14 protein-coding genes and 1 pseudogene are annotated in these 20290 nt (G+C 73.0%); 14 read left to right on the top strand and 1 reads right to left on the bottom strand.

The features are described from left to right. Positions 1 to 3 precede the first annotated feature (3 nt). Genes ABD369_RS02160 through ABD369_RS02110 form a run of 11 tightly spaced genes read left to right on the top strand, consistent with a single transcriptional unit; the run spans position 4 to position 13623 of the window. Positions 4 to 1476, top strand: coding sequence for a hypothetical protein (locus ABD369_RS02160; RefSeq protein WP_344634445.1), 1473 nt, complete (start codon positions 4 to 6; stop codon positions 1474 to 1476). Between the two features lie 14 nt (positions 1477 to 1490). Continuing rightward, complete coding sequence (locus tag ABD369_RS02155) at positions 1491 to 3620, top strand: glycosyltransferase (RefSeq protein WP_344634444.1); 2130 nt, start codon at positions 1491 to 1493, stop codon at positions 3618 to 3620. Next, positions 3613 to 4755, top strand: coding sequence for a sugar phosphate nucleotidyltransferase (locus tag ABD369_RS02150; protein WP_344634443.1), 1143 nt, complete (start codon positions 3613 to 3615; stop codon positions 4753 to 4755). Before ABD369_RS02155 ends, ABD369_RS02150 begins: the two co-directional genes overlap by 8 nt. Continuing rightward, the gene (locus tag ABD369_RS02145; RefSeq protein WP_344634442.1) at positions 4748 to 5773 is read left to right on the top strand and encodes an ROK family protein; all 1026 of its coding nucleotides are present in this window, start codon (positions 4748 to 4750) and stop codon (positions 5771 to 5773) included. Before ABD369_RS02150 ends, ABD369_RS02145 begins: the two co-directional genes overlap by 8 nt. Continuing rightward, positions 5770 to 6684 carry a sugar nucleotide-binding protein gene (locus ABD369_RS02140; protein ID WP_344634441.1) on the top strand — a complete coding sequence of 305 codons (915 nt, stop codon included), beginning with the start codon at positions 5770 to 5772 and terminating at the stop codon, positions 6682 to 6684. The genes ABD369_RS02145 and ABD369_RS02140 overlap by 4 nt, the downstream gene beginning before the upstream one ends. After that, the gene (locus ABD369_RS02135) at positions 6681 to 7226 is read left to right on the top strand and encodes an NUDIX domain-containing protein (protein ID WP_344634440.1); all 546 of its coding nucleotides are present in this window, start codon (positions 6681 to 6683) and stop codon (positions 7224 to 7226) included. The genes ABD369_RS02140 and ABD369_RS02135 overlap by 4 nt, the downstream gene beginning before the upstream one ends. Beyond that, positions 7223 to 8074, top strand: coding sequence for an HAD family hydrolase (locus tag ABD369_RS02130; RefSeq protein ID WP_344634439.1), 852 nt, complete (start codon positions 7223 to 7225; stop codon positions 8072 to 8074). The genes ABD369_RS02135 and ABD369_RS02130 overlap by 4 nt, the downstream gene beginning before the upstream one ends. After that, positions 8058 to 10154, top strand: a complete 2097-nt coding sequence (gene malQ / locus ABD369_RS02125; RefSeq protein ID WP_344634438.1) for a 4-alpha-glucanotransferase — start codon at positions 8058 to 8060, stop codon at positions 10152 to 10154. The genes ABD369_RS02130 and malQ overlap by 17 nt, the downstream gene beginning before the upstream one ends. A gap of 31 nt (positions 10155 to 10185) precedes the next feature. After that, the gene (locus tag ABD369_RS02120) at positions 10186 to 11151 is read left to right on the top strand and encodes an adenosine kinase (protein WP_344634437.1); all 966 of its coding nucleotides are present in this window, start codon (positions 10186 to 10188) and stop codon (positions 11149 to 11151) included. Beyond that, complete coding sequence (locus ABD369_RS02115) at positions 11148 to 11486, top strand: hypothetical protein (protein WP_344634436.1); 339 nt, start codon at positions 11148 to 11150, stop codon at positions 11484 to 11486. Before ABD369_RS02120 ends, ABD369_RS02115 begins: the two co-directional genes overlap by 4 nt. A gap of 58 nt (positions 11487 to 11544) precedes the next feature. Continuing rightward, positions 11545 to 13623 (top strand): radical SAM protein, encoded by a 2079-nt coding sequence (locus tag ABD369_RS02110; protein WP_344634435.1) that lies wholly within the window; start codon positions 11545 to 11547, stop codon positions 13621 to 13623. Positions 13624 to 14186: 563 nt separating this feature from the next. Here the strand turns inward: ABD369_RS02110 and ABD369_RS02105 are convergent. Then, a pseudogene (locus tag ABD369_RS02105) lies at positions 14187 to 14465 on the bottom strand (histidine kinase); the annotation flags it as partial. A 359-nt stretch (positions 14466 to 14824) separates the two neighbouring features. On the opposite strand from ABD369_RS02105, the gene ABD369_RS02100 reads away from it, so the two are divergent. From ABD369_RS02100 to ABD369_RS02090, 3 genes are all read left to right on the top strand, one after another. Beyond that, positions 14825 to 15136, top strand: coding sequence for a hypothetical protein (locus ABD369_RS02100; protein ID WP_344634434.1), 312 nt, complete (start codon positions 14825 to 14827; stop codon positions 15134 to 15136). A gap of 415 nt (positions 15137 to 15551) precedes the next feature. Then, complete coding sequence (gene lanL / locus ABD369_RS02095) at positions 15552 to 18182, top strand: class IV lanthionine synthetase LanL (protein WP_344634433.1); 2631 nt, start codon at positions 15552 to 15554, stop codon at positions 18180 to 18182. Between the two features lie 11 nt (positions 18183 to 18193). After that, on the top strand, positions 18194 to 19963 hold the full coding sequence (locus tag ABD369_RS02090) for an alpha/beta hydrolase family protein (RefSeq protein ID WP_344634432.1): 1770 nt from the start codon (positions 18194 to 18196) through the stop codon (positions 19961 to 19963). The last annotated feature ends 327 nt before the right edge of the window (positions 19964 to 20290 follow it).

Here is a 20290-nt window from a genome sequence, read left to right as displayed (position 1 = left end):
TCCTTGGAAACCCTGCTGTCGGACGACCTCGCGCCCGCCACGGCCGCCCTCCTGCGTGCGGCCCCCTGGCTGGACGAGACCAGCCGCCGCTCCGGGCGCTTCGAGGTGCTCGACCAGGCCGCCCTGGGCGGGATCCGGCTGCTGCTGGTCGGCGCCGGGGGCGACCCGGCAGCGTCGGCCGATGACTCCCGCTGGTTCGTCCCGGTCCTCGACGACGACCCGGGCCGGGCCGCGACCGGCGCTGCCGCCTTCGACCGGGCGGTGGTCGACGCGCTGCGCGAGGGACTGCGGCTGCCCACCCGGCACGGCAACGTGATCGAGTTCCACGGTGAACCCGCCCCTTACCGGGGCCAGCTGCCCTTCGAGCCGGGCTGGTGCTCCAACGCCCTGTCGCTGCTGGACCTCGGCGGTACGGCGCACGCCCACAAGACCTACCGCCGGGTCAGCGGCGGCACCCGCGAGCCCGAACTGCTGCGGCTGATGAGCGGCAGCGGCCGCACCCAGCAGCCCGTCGGCGACTACAGCTACGTGGACACCGCCACCGGGCGGCGCGAACCCCTTGGTGTGGTCTACCGCTACGCCGAGGGCGAGGGCCTCAACGTCCCGCTGAGCGCGGGGATCCGCTCGCTGTGGCCGCTGGTGCACGCGGGCGCCGACCCGGAGGCCGCGGTCACCGCGTCCCAGCAGGCCCTGGTCGCGCCGCTGCGTGCGACCGGGAGGTTCCTGCGCGACTTCCACCGGGATCTCGCCGAACGCCTCGGCTCGTACCCGGAGTTCCCCGCCGCCGGGTGGCTCGCCGAGACCGCCGAGCGGCTGGCGGCACTGACCCCGTTGATCCGCGCCGACGCGCGCTTCCCCGTTCCGGTGCGCGAGGCCGCCGTCCGCGGCCTCGACGCCGAGTTCGGCCGCATCGCGGAGCTGCCACCGCGGCCGTGGCCGAGCGGCCCGTGCCATGGCGACCTGCACCTGTCGCACCTGGTGCGCCGGGAGCGTTCGGACACCTCCTGGGAGTTGTGCGTCATCGACCTGTCCACGGGGCGGTCGGACCCGGCCGATCCCGGCACCGCCCAGTCGCCCTGGCAGGACCTGGCCGCCCTCCGTCGCGGCGTCGAGATCTTCACCGCGGACGAGTTCGCCGACCACGCCGCGCAGACCCTCGGCATGGACCCCGAGGACACCTGCCGCACCGCCCTGCTCCAGGCGGCCGGTGTCAGGCCGGACACCCCCGGCTGGACGGCGGAGCGCCTGGCCGCACTGGAGCGGCTGCGCCGCGCCGCCGGCCGGTGGGCCGTGCGGGTCGGCGACCTGCTCGTCGGCCGCGACCCGGATCTCGGCGGGCACCCGGCGTGGCGGCTGTTCCGGCTACGCCGACTGCTGCACGAACTCGACTACGCCTACGCCCACGACCGCGCCTACCACGCCGCGATCAACCTGCGGCACGCCGTCGAGGCCGGCGGCCTCCCGGCCGCCCGATGAAGGAGCGACATCCCGTGCACGTCATCGAGACCTACTTCGAGTGCGGGGGCTTCGACCACCGCTTCCTGCAGGGCGGCATCTCCGTCTACCTGTGGAACCTGTCCAAGGCGCTCGCCGGACAGGGCCACCGCGTCTCCGTCGTCACCCCCGCCCACGGCCGCCTCGACGACCTCCGCGCCTCCTACGACCTGGAGACCCTCGACTACGAGGACAGCTACGAGCTGCCGCTGGTGCTCGACCCGGCAACCTGGGCCGCCTTCCCGCCCGAGGTCGGCATCCCGCTGACCACCACCGCCCACCGGCTGCGCCTGGACGGTGTGGACCTGTACTTCCTGTCCAACCGCCTGCTGGACGAACTGCCCGACCGCTTCTACCCGCCCTACCACACCAAGGGCAGCGACCTGGTCTTCTTCAAGCCGCTCGGCTACCAGGTGGACACCGTGCGGTTCGTCCGCCGGTACTTCGCCGACGAGAAGGCGCTGATCCACGCACACGAGCCGTACTACCACTACCTGCTCCCCGCGGCCTTCCGCGACGACCCGTCCAAGCTGGTCGTCGGGACGGTGCAGAGCAACATGCCGATCACCAAGAAGGTCTACCGGCCCAAGGTCGAGCGGTTGTTGCGGTTTCTGGACGCCCAGGTCACGCTGCCCGCCGAGGACGAGGCGCCGGATCGGTCGTGCAGCGAGCACGAGACCGTCCTGAGCGCCTATCAGCAGCGCACGCATCTGCACTACGAGTACGGCCCCGGGCACGTGCGGATCTACGACCTCGTCGCCGACCACGCCGATCTGCTCGACTTCCTGTCGCCGGGGCACCTGGCGTTCTACACGGACTTCGCGGACACCCCCTTCGAACGGCCCTTCACGCGACTCCCGGTGCGCGAGACGGTGGCCCGCAACGCTCACAAAAGCTTCGTCGGCGGCTGCGCCATCGGCTCCCGTTGGACCGACGCGGCACGGCCCGCCGCGGACCGGGCGGCGGTCCTCGGCGGGCTCGGGCTCGACCCCGACCTGCCGACCTTCTTCCACAACGCCCGCTACGCGGTGAACCACAAGGGGCAGGTCGAGCTGTTCCGGGCGGTGGACCGGGTCCTCGACGAGGGGCTTGCCGCCAACTTCGTGCTGCGCTGCATCAGCGACGGCGGGATCGACGACCCGTACCTGCGCGAGGTCGTCGAACGCCACAGGGGTCGCATCCACCTGGAGTGCGAGCGGGTCGAGGAGCAGCGGATCCTGGAGTACGCGGCATCCTCCGACTTCTGCCTGTTCCCCTCGAAGTTCGAAATGGACACGTTCCTCATCGCCCAGGGTGAGGCCATGTCCGTCGGCGCCGTGCCCATCGCCACCGCCCAGTTGGGCATGGCCCACTTCGGGCACGTCGCCGACCCCCTGGACGGCCCCTTCGCGGAGCGGGCCACCGGCTTCGCCGTCAACCGTTCCTTCGCGGAGGACGACGCGCTCCTCGTCGACGCCCTCGCCGCGCGCATCCGCCAGGCCGCCGCCCTGCTGCGCGAGCGCCCCGAGGAGTACCGCCGGCTCCGGGCCAACGCCATCGCCACGGCAAGGGAGTTCACCTGGGAGCAGGTCGCCCGGCTCCACCTGGAGGCATTCACCCCGCTGTGGGAGGAACGCCGCCCCGAGCCGGACGCGGACCTGCTGCTGCGGCACGGCTGGTTCGACCTGCTGCCGGCCGAGGCCTACCGCACCCGTCCGGACGCCATCGCCGAGGCCGCCGCCAGGTTCGGCGACGCCGACGCCTACCGGCGCTGCCGTGAGCTCGACCCGACCGCGGCGCACGCCCTGTTCGAAGCGGCCTGGCTACGCGCCGACTTCGATCGCTGCGCGGCGGCCGCCGAGGCCGACCCTTTGCTGCGCGCCCGCCTGTCCGGGCGCCGCACCGTGGCGGACGGCCGGATCGTCTACCGCCTGCCCCACGCGGAACGCGTCGAGGTCGTCACCCTCGCCCCGCCCGGTCCCGGCCGCCGGGAGGTCTCCGTACGCCCGCTGGAGCGCACGGCGCCCGGCGTGTTCGCCGGTGTCCTCGGCGGTGAACGCGAACACATCCACCCTGGAGGGGAGTTGACCCTGCTGCTGACCCTGGCCGACGGTCGCTCCGCCTGGGACGTGGTGCGCCATGACTGACGGGGTGCGCGCCGCGCTGCTGGCCGGCGGCGAGGGCCGCCGCATGGGTGCGCTCGGCTCGGGTCGGCTCAAGCCGCTGGTCCCGTTCGGCGGCTCCTGCCGGCTCATCGACTTCTCGCTCGCCAACGCCGAGGCCTCCGGCTTCGGCGAGGTGCTGCTGCTGTCCCAGTACGAGGAACGGCAGTTGATGGACGACCTGTACCGCACCTGGTGGCGGCCCGGTTTCCGGGTCCACTTCGGGCCCTACGACCGGGCCTATCGTGCCGGCGAGGGCTACCAGGCCCCGGACCGGACCACGCCGCCGGAGCGGGGTACCGCGGACGCGCTGATCCGCAAGGCCCCGTACCTGTTCGGTCCGGGCACCTCCGAGGTCCTGGTGCTGCACGCGGACCACGTCTACCGCTTCGACTACCGGCCGCTGATCGCCGCCCACCGCCGTTCCGGCGCCGCGCTCACCCTCGCCTACCAGCGGATCGAGCGGCGCTACGTCCACCTGTTCGGCATGGTCGAGTTCGACACCGCGGGCCGGCTCACCTCCTTCGTCGAGAAGCCCGCCGAGCCGACCAGCGACCTGGTCTTCGCCGCGTTCTGCGTCTTCGACGCGGCCCGGCTGCACCACTACCTGGAACGCCTGGACGGCACCGACTGGCAACACGACATCAGCAGGGACGTCATCCCGGCCATGCTCGCCGGCGGCGAGCCGATCCTCGGCCACGAGGTTCGCGGGCACTGGGAGGACATCGGTACTGTCGAGCGGTACCACCGGGCCCACCTGGCGCTGCTGGATCACGATCCGACCATGACGGTCGATCAACTACCGTGTACCGTACGGTCCGCGATGGCGCGCCGACTGGTCACCGCGGGCCCCGGACTGACCCGCAGCCTGGTCGCGGCCGACCTGGCCAACGACGGACTCGTCGAGCACAGCGTCGCCTTCCCGGGCGCCCGCGTCGGGGCCGGGGCGCGGGTGCGCCGAAGCGTGCTGCTGCCCGGCGCCGCCGTCCCGGCCGGGGCCGAGATCGACGGCGCGATCGTTCTGGAGGACGGCACCGTGCAGCAGGTAGCACCCCCGCAGCCTGCCGGGGCAGTCCGGACCGCAGTGGTCCTGCCCGCCCTGGGAGGCCTCCGTGGCTGACGCTTACACGGTCGTCGACGTGGGTGGCACCACCCTGCGCACCGCCCGCTACGAGCCTGCGACAGACGCCCTGACCGACATCCGCCGCATCCCGACCGAGGGCTTGGCCCGCCATCCCGGCGCCCCGGTGCCGCTACTGCAGGCCAAGGTGGCGCGGCAGCTGGCCGACCTGACCGCGGAGGCCGTGGCGAGGCACGGCAGTCACGCGCTCGGCGTCGCCTTCGCCGGACCGGTCACCGCCGACGGGCGCGTGCTGACCGCGCCCACCATCTGGGGCGAGCGCGGCGGGCCGCTCCCGCTGCGGGTGCCGCTGGAGGAGCGGCTCGGGCTCCCCGTGGTCGTCGTCAACGACCTGACGGCCGCCGTGTGGCGCTACGTCAAAGGCCCGGACGAGGCCCCGTTCTGTCTGATCACGGTGAGCTCGGGCATCGGCAGCAAGGTGTACCGGGCGGGCGAGGTGCTGCTGGACGCCGAGGGCCACGGCGGCGAGCTCGGCCACTGGACGTGTGATCCCTCCCCGCATGCGCCGCTGTGCGACTGCGGTCGGCGCGGCCACCTCGGCGCGATCGCCTCCGGCCGCGGCATGCTGGCCGCCGCGCGCCGCGCCGCCCACGCCGATCCGGAGGGCTACGCCCGCTCAGTGCTCGCACGCACGACCCCGGATCCGGACCGACTGGACAACCCGGCCCTGGTGGCGGCGGTCCGCGCTGAGGACACGTTCGCCACGGCGGTGCTGCGGGGCGGCCTGGCCCACCTCGCCTGCGCCATCACCTCGGTGTTCACCTCGATCGGCGTGCGCCGGTACATCCTGATGGGCGGCTTCGCTCTCGCCGTGGGCCCCCGGTACACCGCACTGCTCACCGAGGAGTTGGAACGCCTCGGCTGCTTCGGCCTCGATCCGGCGGGGATCCGCAGGATGGCCGTGCTCGGGGCGCCCGACGACGACCACGGCCTGATCGGCGCCGGACGGCTACTGGCGGCGCGGGGCGCCACGCACCGGGTGGTGACGGCCGCGTGACCTCCACCGTGCCCCGCACCGACGGGGCGACCACGCTGATCGTCGGCAGCGGCTTCGTCGGCCGCGCGGTGGCCGCCCGGGTGGCCCGTGACGGCGGCCACGCCGTGCTGGCCTCCCGCCGCCCGCCCGACCGGGTGGGTGCGCCGTGGATGTGCCTGGACGCCTCCGACCCGGCCGCCTGCGCCCGCGTCGTGGACCGGGTCCGGCCCGACCGGCTGGTCCTGGTCCACGGGCCCTCCGACGTCACCTGGTGCGAGGCCAACCCGGAGCGCGCCGAAGAGCTGCACACCGCTGCTGCGGCCCACCTCACGGCCGCCGCGGCCGGCCGCCGCCTCGTCCTGGTCTCCACCGACAACGTCTTCGACGGCTCCCGCCCCGACAATGACGAGTCCGCCGACCCCGCTCCCGCCAACGCGTACGGGCGGGCCAAGCTGGCCGCCGAGCGGATCGTCCGCGCCGCCCCGGACACCACGGTGCTGCGGGTGAGCCTGGTCTACGGCTGGGAGCCGGCCGACTCGGCGAAGTGGCTCAACTTCTTCGCCGCCTGCGCCCATCGGCTCCGCTCGGGGGAGACCGTCGAAGCCCCGTACGACCAGTGGACGACCCCGGTCCTGGTGGACGACGTCGCGGCGGTGACCGCCGCCGCCCTGGCACCGGGTGCGCCCGCGCTGCTCCACCTCGGCGGTCCCGACCGGGTGTCCCGCGCCGCCTGGGCCGAGGCGATCGCCGACGCTCTGGGCGTGCCGCGCACCCGTGTGCTCCGGGTGCCCCGGGCCGGCGGCCGGTACGCGAGCCGCCCCGCCCACACCTGTCTGACCAGTTCCCTCCTGGACGACTTCCTCCTGCGGCACGGGCTGCGGGTGCGCGGCGTCGCCGAGGGGGCCCGCGAGCTGCTGGAGGCCCGACCGTGATCCGCACCGTCCGCTCCCGTGAGGTCTACCGCAACGCGTGGATGACCGTCCGCGAGGACGACGTCCTGGGCCCCGACGGCGGCCCGGGCCTGTACGGAGTCGTCGACAAGCCCGACTACGCACTGGTGATCCCCCGTCAGGGAGACGGCAGCGTGCACCTGGTGGAGCAGTACCGCTACCCGGTCGGCGGACGCTACTGGGAGTTCCCCCAGGGCTCCTGGCCCGTCGGCCACCGGGGCGCCGCGCCGCTCGACCTGGCCCGCGCCGAGCTGCGCGAGGAGACCGGACTCCGGGCCGCCCGGATGACCTACCTCGGTCGGCTGCACGTCGCCTACGGCTACTCCAGCCAGGGCTGCCACGTCTTCCTCGCCGAGGAGCTGACCCAGGGCGCGCCCGAACGGGAGGCCACCGAGGCCGACATGTGCCAGCGCCGGGCCGACCCGCAGGAGTGGCGCGAGCTGGTCCGCTCCGGCCGGATCACCGACGCGGCGACGCTCGCCGCACACACCCTGCTGATGCTGCACCAGCCGGAGGGGCGATGACCGCGCCACCCCGCTTCACCGTCGTCGCCACCGATCTGGACGGCACCCTGCTCCGCGACGACCTGACGGTTTCCGTCCGCACTCGCACCGCGCTCGCCCGGGCACAGGCGTACGGCGCCCGCCACCTGGTCGTCACCGGCCGCCCGGCCGGCAACCTCCGCAGTCTTCTGGCGTCCCTGGGCTACGGGGGCCTGGCCGTGTGCGGCCAGGGCGCGCAGCTGTACGACGCCACCGCGGACCGGCTGCTGTCCACGGCCCGCCTGGACCGGCCCACCGTACGGGCGCTGGTCGACCGGATCGCCGAGGCCGCCGGACCACTGGAGTTCGGCGTGGTCACCGCGGGCCTGACCGGGGAGTTCCTGGTCACCAGCGCCTTCGGCGAGCGGGTCCGGCACGGGTGGCGCCTGGTGTGCGACCCAGAGGAGCTGTGGGCGCAGCCGGTGGAGAAGGTGCTGATCCGCGGCCGCCGGACGGACGACGACCGGCTGGCCGCGTTGGCCGCGCGGATCTGCGCCGGCCGGGTCGCGGTCACCCACTCCGGGGAGGGCATGGTCGAGCTGTTGCCCGCCGGAGTCAGCAAGGCCAACGGGCTGGCCGCAGCCGCCCGTCTGCTCGGCTTCTCCGCCGCCGACACCGTCGCGTTCGGCGACATGCCCAACGACATCCCGATGCTCGACTGGGCCGGGCACGGCGTCGCCATGGGCAACGCCCACCCGGACGTGCTCCACCGTGCCGACGAGATCGCCCCCACCAACGGGGAGGACGGCGTTGCCGCGGTCCTGGAGCGACTCTTCCCACCCGCCCATCACCACACAGAACCGGGCCGCACCCATGCCCCGCTCCGCTGACATCAACCGCGACCTGGCCGAGCTGGCCCGCCTCCACGGTGTGGCGACCCGCTACACCACCGACCTGGGCCGGCCGGTCGACATCTCGCCCGACACCCTGCGCGCCGTGCTCGCCGCCCTCGGCGCCGACACGAGCAGCTCCGCCGGCATCCGCGAAGCCCTCGCCGAGCGCCAGGAGGCATCGGCCCACCGACTGCTGCCGCCCACCGTGGTGCTGCGCGCGGGCCGTCCGCCGACCGGCCTGGCCACCCCGCCCGGGGCCGAGCTGTGGATCGAGACCGAGCAGGGCACCCGCCACGGGATCGGCGCCCTCGGCAAGGAGCTGGTTGACCTCCCCGTCGGCCGCCACGTCCTGCACGCCGAACGCGACGGCCGGGCCGAGGCCGTTCTGCTGCTGGTCGCCCCGGAACGCCTGGCAGGGCCGGGGCGCCGCCACTGGGGCTTTCTGGTGCAGCTGTACTCGCTGCTCTCGCACCGCTCGTGGGGTTTGGGCGACCTCGGCGACCTGGCCGAACTCGCCTCCTGGGCGGGCGGGCTGGGCGCAGGGTTCGTCCTGCTCAACCCGCTGCACGCCTACGCGCCGGGGCCGCTGCCCGACCCCTCCCCGTACCGGCCGAGCAGCAGGCGCCACCCCGACCCGATGAACCTGCGCGTCGAGGCCGTCGCCGGGTTCGCCGAGCTGACCGGCGACGACCGCGTGCGGGCCGACCGACTGCTCGCGCGGGCACGGGAGTCGAACCAGCGGGTGCGGGCGGGCGCACTGATCGACCGGGAGGCCGCCTGGTCCCTGAAGCTCCAGGCACTGGAGCTGGCGCACCGGGTCCCGCTCGCTCCCGCCCGGGAGCAGGCGTACCGGCGCTATGCCGAGGCCGGCGGTCCCGGGCTGGACGACTTCGCGCTGTGGTGCGCGCTCGCCGAGGTGTACGGCCCGCGTTGGCGCTCCTGGCCTGACGGGCTGCGCACTCCCGACGGCACCGGGATCGCGGCTGCCCGGGCCGCGCTCGGCGACCGGGTCGCCTTCCACCGGTGGTTGGCCTGGCAGGTCGACGAGCAACTCGACCGGGCGCAGTCCGCCGCGACGGAGGCGGGCATGGCGATCGGGCTGATGCACGACCTCGCAGTGGGCGTGGACCCGGAGGGCGCGGACGCCTGGTGCTTCCAGCCGTACCTCGCCGGCGGGATGACGGTCGGGTGCCCGCCCGACGACTTCAACCGCAGCGGGCAGGACTGGGGGCTGCCACCCTGGCGCCCCGACACCCTGGCCGCGTCCGGCTACGCGCCGTTCGCCGAGGTGGTGCGGGCGACCCTTCGGCGGTCCGGCGCCCTGCGCCTGGACCATGTGATGGGCCTGTTCCGGCTCTGGTGGATCCCCGAGGGCGCCCCGGCCGACCAGGGCACCTACGTCCGCTACGACCACGAGGCGCTGCTGGGCGTGCTCGCCCTGGAAGCGCACCGGGCCGGGAGCATCGTCATCGGCGAGGACCTGGGCACCGTCGAGCCCGGGGTGCGCGAGGAGTTGACCGACCGAGGCATCCTCGGTACCTCGGTCCTGCGGTTCGAGTACGCGGGCGGCTCGGAGGAGCGCTCCGGGCCGTTGCCGGCCGAGGAGTGGCGCGCGGACTGCCTCGCCACGCTGACCACCCACGACCTGCCCAGTACGGCCGCCTGGCTGGACGGCGAGCACGTTCGGCTGCACCAGCGGCTGGGCCTGCTCACCCAGCCGGTGGACCAGGCCGAGGCCGCAGCGGCCACCGAACGCGACGGCTGGCTGGCGGAGTTGGGACGGTGCGGGCTGATCGGACCGGACCGCCCGGCGGAGGAGACGGAAGCCGGGGCCGTCCCGAGCCGCGAGACGCTGGCCCTGCACCGCTTCCTCGCCCGGACCCCGGCGAAACTCCTCGGCGTCTGGCTCCCGGACACCGTGGGCGACCGGCGCCCGCAGAACCTGCCCGGCACCTCCCACGAGTACCCCAACTGGCGGCTCCCCGTGGCCGATCCGCAGGGAAACACGTTGACGCTGGAGGACGTGCGTGCCCACCCGGGCCCGAGGGCGGTCGCCGAGCTCTACCGCGACCTCTGACACCATCCGCAGCCGAGAGGAATCCCATCCCATGAGTACCAAGACCGACATCCTCGTACTGGGCGGCGCCGGCGTGGACACCATCGTCCACGTCCCCGAGCTGCCGCTCCCGTACGCCGACAGCTACATGATCAACCCGGGCATCGTGACCCGCGCAGGGCAGAGCGGCGACTTCGTGGCCCTCGGCGTGACAGCCCTCGGCCTGCGCACCCACCACATCGACCTGCTCGGCGACGACCCCGAAGGCGACCTGGTCCGTGCGTTCCACCGCGACCTGGGCATCCCGCTCACCGAGGTGCCCTCGGTCCAGGGCACCAAGCGAGCGGTCAACCTGGTCGGCCCCGACGGGCGGCGGCTCTCGCTGTACGACAACACCCGTTCCCAGGAGAGCGACCGCCTCCCGGACGCCACGGTGCGCGCCCTGGCCGCGGCCAGCCGGCACGCCCACGTGGTGATCACCTACCCGTGCGCCCTGGCGCTGCCCGCCCTGCGCGAGGCCGGCGTCACCATCTCCACCGACCTCCACAACTGGGACGGTGTCAACCCGTACCACGAGCCCTTCGCGCTTGCCGCGGACCTCGTCTTCCTGTCCACCACCGCCCTCGCCGACCCAGAGCGCACCATGCGCGACATCGCGGCGCGCGGCCGGGCTCGGATCGTCGTGGCCACCGCCGGTGCGGAGGGCGCGTACCTGCTGGCCGACGGGGAGCTGACGCACGTCCCCGCGGTCACCCCGCCCGCCCCGGTGGTGGACACCAACGGCGCCGGCGACGCATTCGCCTCCGGCTTCCTGCTCGGCTGGCTCGCCGGCGAGAACGTGTACCGCTGCGCGCTGTACGGCGCGGTGGCCGGAGCGTACGCGTGCACGGTGCCGTCGACCCGCGCCGATGCCATCGGCCGCGACGACCTGCTGGCTCGGGCCACCGATCCGGTGCTGACCTCGGACCCGGCGGTGGGGACCGCCCGGAAGGCCGCGTCCGCCGAGAGCGGCGCATGACGTACACGGCGGCGGATGGGCTCCGGTCCGGCTACGACGTGGTGACACCCGGTGGGGGCGTAGCCGGCCGCGTGCCGGCCTCCCGGCTGAGCGAGGACCCGGCACGGACCGTCCGCCTCGTGAAGGCCGGGCCCGACCACGGGCCTGAGCAGGAGGCATGGCCGCGTCCGCCGTCGGACGCCCGTGCCCTGCCGCGCGCCGGTGTCCGGCAGCGAGGCGCCGAGGTCCACCGCATCCGCGCCCGAGTCGTGGGCGGCTCCTCCCGCGTCAACGGGTTCCGGCACGCGAAGTGGTACGCCCTCTGGACCGCCGCACGGGGCGCCCCACCGCCCTGACCGGCCCGGTGCCACCCCTTCCGCCCCCGCCGCCCCTACCGTCGGAGAACCCACACCCGTGACCGCGCGCATCACTCCCGCGACCGCCGCCCCCCAGACCGATCCCCAGAGCCGGCTCCAGTCGGCCCGTTTCTACATCACCTTCCGCTGCAACTCGCTCTGCGGCTACTGCAATGTCTGGCAGGACGACAAGTTCAAGGGCTACCAGGAGCTCACCCTGGAACGGGCCTGCCAGATCCTGGACGAGCTGTACGAACTCGGCGTCCGCTACGTCGACTTCACCGGCGGCGAGCCGGTGCTGCACCCGCACATCAACGGGATCGTGCAGTACGCCAAGTCGCTCGGCATGACGGTGGAGATCACCAGCAACGGCATCCGCTTCGCCAAGCACATCGACGCGATCGTGCCGTACGTCGACACCATGAACGTCTCCCTGGACACCCTCCGTCCCGACCGCTACCGTCAGATCCGCGGCGTTCCGACCCTGGACCGGGCGCTCGACGTGATCCAGCGGGTGATCGCCGCCGGCTCCGGCAACCTCAAGCTGATCTGCGTGGTCACCCGCGAGAACGTGGACGAGATACCGGACCTGCTGCGCTTCGCCCAGGAGAACCGGATCACCGTCTACTTCTCCGGGATGTTCGACTACTTCGACGAGCAGGACACCGTCCGCGACACCAACCGCACGGCCCGCAAGCTCAAGCTGATCGAGCAGAACGGCAAGCCGCTCGTGGCCCCGGCCGGACGGGCCGGGCGGATGAACGAGTCGGAGCCGACCACCGACCTGGTCGCCGCCGAACTCATCCGGCTGCTCTACCAGCCGTTCGCGCTGATCAACCTGCACTTCCGCAAGTACGGGGAGAACCTTGACCCCACCGCCCCGACCGACTGCTACGCCAACAAGCGGATCCTGACCGTAGGCCCGGACGGGCGGTTGGTGCTGCCCTGCTACCACGCTTTCGACAACTCGGTGGAATGGAACCGCCCACTGCGCGAACTGGTGCAGGAGCCGGAGTTCCTGCGCGTTCGCGACGAGGAGGTCGGGCACCGCACAGAGTGCCGCAGCTGCACCGTCTTCCCTTACATCGGGCTCTCGTTCAGCTACCGGTTCGACAAGGTCTTCCTCTATCAGGCGATCTCCGAGGAGATCGCCAAGGTGAAGACCCGCTTCGTCGATCCGCTCTCGCCCCAACCAGCTCTGGACCACGACGCGTTGCAGGCCGGCTACGCGGAGCTGGAAAAGCTGATCGACAACGGGCTGCCCACCCCCCTGCCGCCCCTCAGCTCCGATCACTTCTACCGCTTCGAGGCCACCGGTACCGGCGTCGCCACCGAGTTCACCACCGGGGAGCTCAGCCTGGCCGAACTGCTGGGTGACCACGCGCAAGCGGAGTGCTGGGGGATCCAGCGATCCCCGCACACCTGGATGCGGCTGGTGTACCGGGACCTGGTCCCCGCGCTCAAGGAGCTCGCCGACGCCGGCATGCTCCCGCAGGAGGCCTACGAGACCCTGGTCGGCGAACTCTACGAGGTCCAACTCGCCTGGTGGCAGGGGTACCTCGCGCGCTATTACCGCGGCTGCGAGGACGCCGACACGCACGGGGCCCAGCAGGTGCTCGCCCGCTTCCTCGAGCGCACGACGGCCCTGCTGCCCGACGTCCCCCGCGCCACACGGGTACGCGAGGTACTGCTGCACGCCGGCTGCGTCCTGGGCCTGGCACCCGAACAGCTGGCCCCGCTGGCCGTGCACGGCTCCTTCCCCGAGGCCGGCCTGGTCGCCAAACACCTGCTCCTCACTGCCAGGTACTCCGACCTGTCGAAGTACGCGGAGCTGCTCCCAGCGCAGGCCGCACAGCCGCTGCGCCTTGTCGTGGAGGAGCCGGATGACGCGGAGGACGCGGCCGGGCACGGGCACCTGGATGCCGAGACCGCGCGACTGCTCGGTTACCAGGACCGGGGTGGTGCGGTCGATCAGGCCACCGCCGAAAGGCTGGTCAAGGCCGTCCTCGCGCTCGCCCCGGAGCAGCGCGCCGGGTTCGCCGAACGTCTGCTCGCGCACGAGCTGTGCGACCCACAGGCGTTGCGCCGGCGCGGCGTACACCTGCGGGAGCGTGCGGTCACGAGAGAGACCTGCTGACGGGGGCAAGGGGTCGCAGGTTCGAACCCTGCCGTCCCGATCAGCGTTTCCGTGAGCAGACCGGCCGTTTCCGCAGTGATGCGGAAGCGGCCGGTCTGCTCGCGTGCTCCCGGAACCGCGCCGACGGCCGGCCCCGCCGTTGGGCGACGCATGTCGATCCGCCATGCGGCGACCCAGTGGCATGGCACCTCCGCGACGACCGTCGTCGGGCCGCCATCGGGACTGGTGACCCGCAGCCGGCCGTCGACCGCGTGCACCCGGTCGTCCAGGCCCTGCAGTCCGTGTCCCTTGCCCAACGCCGCGCCGCCCACTCCGTCGTCCGTCACCCAGCCCCGCAAGCTTCCCCCAGTGTGGCGCATCCCGATCGTGCACCGGCGGGCGTGGCTGTGCTTGGCCACATTGGTCAGGGCCTCGGCGACCACGAAATACGCGGCCGTCTCGACCGCGGCGTCCGGCCGCCCGTTCACGGGGCCGGCATCGAGCTCGACGGGGACGACGCAGCGCGCGGCCAGGGCGGAGAGCGCCGCCCGCAGTCCTCGGTCGGCGAGGATCGGCGGGGCGATGCCGCGCGACAGGGCCCGTAACTCCTCCAGCGCCTCCTGCGCCTGGACGATCGCGTCGGCGAGCGCCTCCCGGACGACCTCCGGCCTGCTGTCGAACTGATGCCGGGCGCGGCCCAGTTCCATCGCCAGACGGACCAGCCGCTGCCGGGGCCCGTCGTGAATATCGCGTTCGAGCCGACGCAGGGCCACAGCCTCGGCCGTCACCGCGGCAACGGCCTGCGCACGGGCGGTGTCCCGCTCCTTCTCAAGCCCGCTGATCCTGCGGTGCAACGCGGACATGTCGGACAACAGCGCCTGTCCAAGCCCGGCCTGGGCGGCGACGCACGCCCGGGTCACCAGCGGCAGGGTGAACAGCAGCAACAGACCGAGTACAGCGACTCAACGAGCGTGCGACGCCCCACGCGGACGGCGAACCCGGCACTCTGCCGCCACCGGCCTGCAACCGCGGAGGGTAACGACTCAGCCATGCCCCCAGCATAATCTCGCCCGCTCCGGACCGGCCGATCCGGTTCACGATCCGAGCAGCAGCCGACCGGGACGCGGACAGCCTCTGAAACGCCGTCATATGGGCGGGCCCGGCCCGGTTCAACGCGGCACTGCTCGGTGGTGAGCTGCTGCGGCCGGCGGAACTGGCCGAGATGAAGACCATCTCACCGGCAGCCGCGCCCGGTGAGTACGGCCTGGGCCTGCAGAAGTTCTCCGTCGGCTGCGGCGACCTCTGGGGCCACTCCGGCAGCGTCCCCGGCTACGAGACCCTGGTCGTGGGCGATCCCTCCGGACACCGGCAGCTGGTCATCTCCGTAACCCCCTACGACCAGTCGAAGGCCGGCGCGCTCGCGTCGGCCGGTGCCAAGCTGCTCGACCAGGCCGCCTGCGGCCGCTCAACCGGCTCTGCACGACCGGCCCTTGGATCGACCACCTGGGATGTCGCCGGTATCGGGCAGCGGTGAAAGACCGACCGGCAACAGACGCCGGCCAGTCGTAGCGGACCGCTCCCTGGCGAGCGACCGAGAGCGTGGGCCCGGTCTTCGACGGCGTCCGGCAACGGTGAAAGGCGTGCCGGAACGCGCGTTACGCGAAGGCATCAAGGCCGGTCCCTGACCAGGGCGTCTTCGCAACGTGGCTGACGAGACGTCGGTGATTCGAAGGTTTTCCTCAGGCGACGATAAGGACGTCTGAACGAGCGTCCCTATCGTCTTCGGTGTGGCGGCTGGAAAGCCGCGCGACGGTGGCCATGGGAGGTAGTTCGTGGGTGGTCTGACGGATGCATCGGGGGCCGGACAGGACATTGCTGCGCCGGATGCCTTCCTCCTCGAAGACCTCGTCCGGGCCGCGGCTGTTCGCTCGGGGGCGGATGAGTGGCGGATGCGGGCCGACCGGTTCTGGTTCCGTCTGGAGCCGCCCAAGCATGTCGGTCGTCGGCAGGGGTGGAAGCTCCATGTGTCCGCGACGCCGTTGTCCGCGGCGGTCGTGCTCGCGCGAACCGCGCCGGTTCTGTTCGAGCGAGGCTGCTCGTTCAAGTTCGCGCGCAGCCTCGAGCAGGTGTCCCACCTGGTCTCCACTCGGTGCGACAGGGGCAGCGGTGGGAAGTTCCTGACCGCCTATCCCGACGACGACGAACACTTCCGTGAAGTGGCTCAGCTGCTGGACCGGGCGACCACGGGCCTCCCCGGCCCGGCGGTGCTCTCGGACCGGCCCTACCGGCCGGGCAGCCAGGTGTACTACCGGTACGGGGCGTTCCTCGGCCTGCGCCGGCTGAGCAATGACGGTTCGTACGAGGCCGTGTTGGAGGCCCCGGACGGCTCGCCGGTCAGGGACAGCCGTCGTGCCTGGTTCTCGCCGCCCGCGTGGGCGCCCTCGCCCTTCCCCGAGGGCGTCGCCGCTCCGGCCGCGCCGCAACGGCCCGACGTGGTTCTGCTCAACGGACGTTACGCGGTGCGGCGAGCGCTCCAGCATGCGAACAAGGGCGGGGTCTACCTGGCGGAGGACCGACTCGGCACCGACCAGGTGGTCGTCAAGCAGGCGCGGCCGCACGTCGGTTCGTCGCTCACCGGCGCGGACGTCCGGGACGCTCTGCGCAATGAGGCCCGGGTGCTCGACCTGCTTCAGGACGACGGGATCGCGCCGCGCAGGCTTGAGCTGTTCGAGAAGAGCGGCAGTCTCTTCCTGGTCGAGGAGTTCCTCGACGGTCAGAACCTCGATTCCTGGGTGCGCCATCGGCTGCTCCCGCGCACCGATCACGGCCTGGACCTGGCGCGGGCCCGGGAGATGTCGCTGCGACTGGTCGCGTTGGTAGAGGCCGTCCACGCCCGCGGGTTGGTGCTGCGCGACCTCAAGCCGGGCAATCTGATCGTGTCCCCGGACGGAGCGGTACGGCTGATCGACCTGGAGCACGTCTGCGTGCCCGGGGAGGCGGTTTCGAACGCCTACACGGTCGGCTACGCGCCCCCGGAGCAGATCACCGCCGGGCGCTTCGGCCCGGCACTCGGCCCTCGTGCCGACCTGTACGCCCTCGGAGCGACCCTGTACTTCCTGGTGTCGGGTGTCCCCCCGCTGCTGCCGCAGGACGAGGCGCAGGACGGCGACCCGGCGCGGTCGGCCGATGCCCGGCTGCGCGCGCTGACGACGGCGATGAGCCGCCTCAACACCGCGCTGCGGACCCTGGCCGAGCCCATTCTCGGATTGCTGGCGGAGGACCCGGAGCAGCGGTGGGACCTCGGCCGGGTCCGACGGTTCCTGGAGCGGCCGGGCCCGGCTCCCGTTCCCGTCACGGCCGCCGCTGCGCCACCGCGCGATGCGCTCGACCGCGCCCTCCGCGACGGTCTCGACCATCTGGTGGCGACCGCGCGTTACGAGGACCCGGAACAACTGTGGGACTCCAGCGAGTTCGGCGCGGGCACCGACCGGTGCAGTGTGCAGCACGGTGCTGCCGGGGTGCTGGCGGTGCTCACCCGAGCGGCTGCCGAGGAGGAACGGCTGCGGGAACCGGTGCGCCGGACCGCCGAGTGGCTTCGCGTCAAGGTGCGACAACTCCCCAGGCTGTTGCCAGGGTTGTACTTCGGCTCGGCCGGGACGGCCGTGGCGCTGTTCGAGGCCGGGCGCCTGCTCGGCGACGAGGAGATGGCCGCCGAAGCGCTCGACCTGGCGGCCGCCATCCCCCTGGACTGGCCGAATCCGGATGTCTGCCACGGCCTGGCCGGCGCCGGCCTCGCGCAGCTTCAGCTCTGGCAGGCGACCGGCGACACCCGGTTCGAGGACGGTGTCCGCAGGTGTGCGGATCAGCTGGTGGAGTGCGCCGAGCCGAGCGGGCAAGGGGTGTTCTGGAGCATCCCGCGGACCTTCGACTCCGCGCTCGCCGGGCTGAGTCACTACGGCTTCGGCCACGGGGTCGCGGGGGTCGGTGCTTTCCTGCTGGCCGCCGGGTTGGAGACGGGTGATCAGTCCTGTCTTCGGCTGGCCCGCGCTGCCGGGGAGACCCTTCTCGCGGCGGCGGGTCCTGACGACGGGTGCGTCACCTGGCCTTCGGAGCGCGGCAAGGCACTCGACCCGGTCCAGCCGATGGCCCTGCACTGGTGCAGCGGGGTGTCCGGGATCGGCACGTTCCTGGTCCGCCTGTGGTCCGCCACCGGGGAGGAGCGGTTCGCGGTGCCGGCCGAGCAGGCGGGCACGACGGTGCGGTACACCCGGTGGCAGGCGTCCCCGGCCGCGTGCCATGGACTGGCCGGAAACGGCGAGTTGCTGCTGGACCTGGCAGAGGCCTTCCCGGATCGGGGACACCGCGCGGGCGCCGAGGAGATCGCCGAGGCGATCCTGGTCCGCGACGTCCTGCGCGATGGCCGAAGGGTGTGGCCGGACGACACCCAGCGGGAGGTCATCGCCGATTACGGTACCGGGCTGGCGGGTGTGCTGGGCTTCCTGCTGCGGCTGCGCGACTTTGGCCCACGGCTCTGGCTGCCCGCCTTCCGGGCACCGGCCGAAGCGGGGGCCGCCCGATGAGTACGGCGGCGATGTCCGCCCCGGCGACCGGGACGCAGACGACGAGGCCGACGCTTCGCACGAGCATCCGCTTCTCGGCCGACGGCCGGTTCGCAGCGGGTCTGGCCGGCTGCGATGGCCGGATGTGGGTCGAGCTGTGGTCGTTCGACGGCTCATCGGCACAGTGGCGGGCCCTGCCGTCCGACGCCGGGGAGACCCTGCGGACGCAACCGGTCCCGACACTCGACGGGCGGGTCCTGGTCCTCCGCCCCGGACCGGGGGGTCATCGGCTGACACTGCTGCAACACACCGGGGGTGCGGTCGAGGAGCGGCTCCTCGGCACCGTGGCCACCCGGGGAGCACGGCTGCTCGCCAGCCCCGATCCAGGCCTCCTGGGATGGCTCGTCACCGCGGGAGACTCCATGTCGGTGTGGCGGATCGAGGCCGGTGGCGACCCCACTGTCGCCGAGGCCCTGCGCAGCTCCGAGCGGTTCGGCGGAGGAACCTGGCTCGACCGGGCCGGGCGGCTGCTCTCGGTGAGCCGACGAGTCGGGGGACGGGCCGTCCCCGCGGTGCTGGACCTCGCCACGGGTGATCTCGTACCGGACCCTGCTCTGCCGGGCAGTACGGCGGGCGAGGTGGTGCTGGCCTCCACCGACTCCGGCCTGCGGGTGCTGGTTTCCCGCGCTGGAGCGGAACTCACGCTCGCTGGACCGGATCTGACGGTACGTCGGATACCTGGATTGGGCGGAGAGGTCCGTCCGCTGGCTTTCGCTCCCGGTGGGCGCCGCGTCGCCCTGCACGCGGCGGTCGGCGCGCGCTCCGAGGTGGTCGTCTACGACGTCGACACGGACCGCGTGTCGCGGCTCCACCTGCCGGAGGGTGTGGTGCGGGGGCAGGCCGGCTGGACGGCTGCCGGGCTGCGGTTCCCCTTCTCCGCCCCCACACTGCCGACCGGCATGGCTCTCGTCGAGGAGAACGGCGGATGGGCCTTCAACGGCTCCGAGCGGGTCGGCGTCGAGGCGCACACCGAGTGGCTGGACGGTGCCGGGGGGCCGGTGGAGGCCGTCGTCCACGGTGGGGCCGGCTGGTGGCGCAGGCCCCGGGTCGTGATCGCCCTGCACGGCGGTCCGCAGGCGCACTGGGACCTCGGTCACCAGCCGTTCCTGCAGCGCCTGGCCGCCACCGGAGCCGGGGTGCTGGCCCCCAACCAGCGGGGCAGTACGGGATACGGCCGCGCCCACCGGGACGTGCTCAACGGTTGCTGGGGCGTGCCGGATCTGGCCGACGTGCTGCGGATAGCCGACGAAGTGGCGCGGCGGCGCGCTGCCCTCGGTCTGGCACCCCCTGCCCTCTTCGGCACGAGCTACGGTGCCTACCTCGCCCTGCTCGCCGCCGGATTGCGCCCGCAGCTCTGGAGCGGCTGCCTCGCGGTCGCGCCCTTCCTGTCCGGCCCCCACCTCCACCGGGAGGCGCTCCCACCCACCAGGGCCCTGCTCGAGCGGCTGGACGCCTTGCGGGAACCGCCGGACGAGATCGGCGCCCGCGACCTGGCCCGGGTGTTCGCCGCACGGCCGCCGAGCGGACTGCCGCTGTTCCTGGTGCACGGCCGCCGGGACGAGGTGATCCCGGTCGGCCAGTCGCGGGAGCTGCGCGAGGTGCTGCTGCGCGCCGGGTGGACCGAGGGGCGGGACCTGTTCTGCCACGAGGTGCCGCTCGGCGGTCACTCCCCGCTTGACGACGGTACGGCGGAAGCCGCCCTCGTCGACGCGGCCGCCGGTTTCCTGACCGGCACCCCCTGAGTCTCCGCGGCCGCCCGGCCGCGGTGTTCCGTCCTGCGCGTAGGAGGAGGTGAACGGACATGGAGATCGATGCCGTCGAGGCCCTGGAGATGCTGCCGGGCGATGAGGCCGAGGGCCTGTTGATCTGCGCCAGCACGTGCAGCTGGACGTGTTCCTGGACCAGCGCCGCCGAGTGACAGTTCGTAGGTAACCCACCAACGAGAAGGAGAGCACCATGGAGATCGAGATCGTCGAGGCCCTGGAGATGCTGCCGGGCGATGAGGCCGAGGGCCTGTTGATCTGCGCCAGCACGTGCAGCTGGACGTGTTCCTGGACCAGCGCCGCCGA

Source organism: Kitasatospora cystarginea, assembly GCF_039533515.1.
Lineage (GTDB): Bacteria > Actinomycetota > Actinomycetes > Streptomycetales > Streptomycetaceae > Kitasatospora > Kitasatospora cystarginea.
This window is presented reverse-complemented; position numbering and strand designations above follow the sequence as displayed.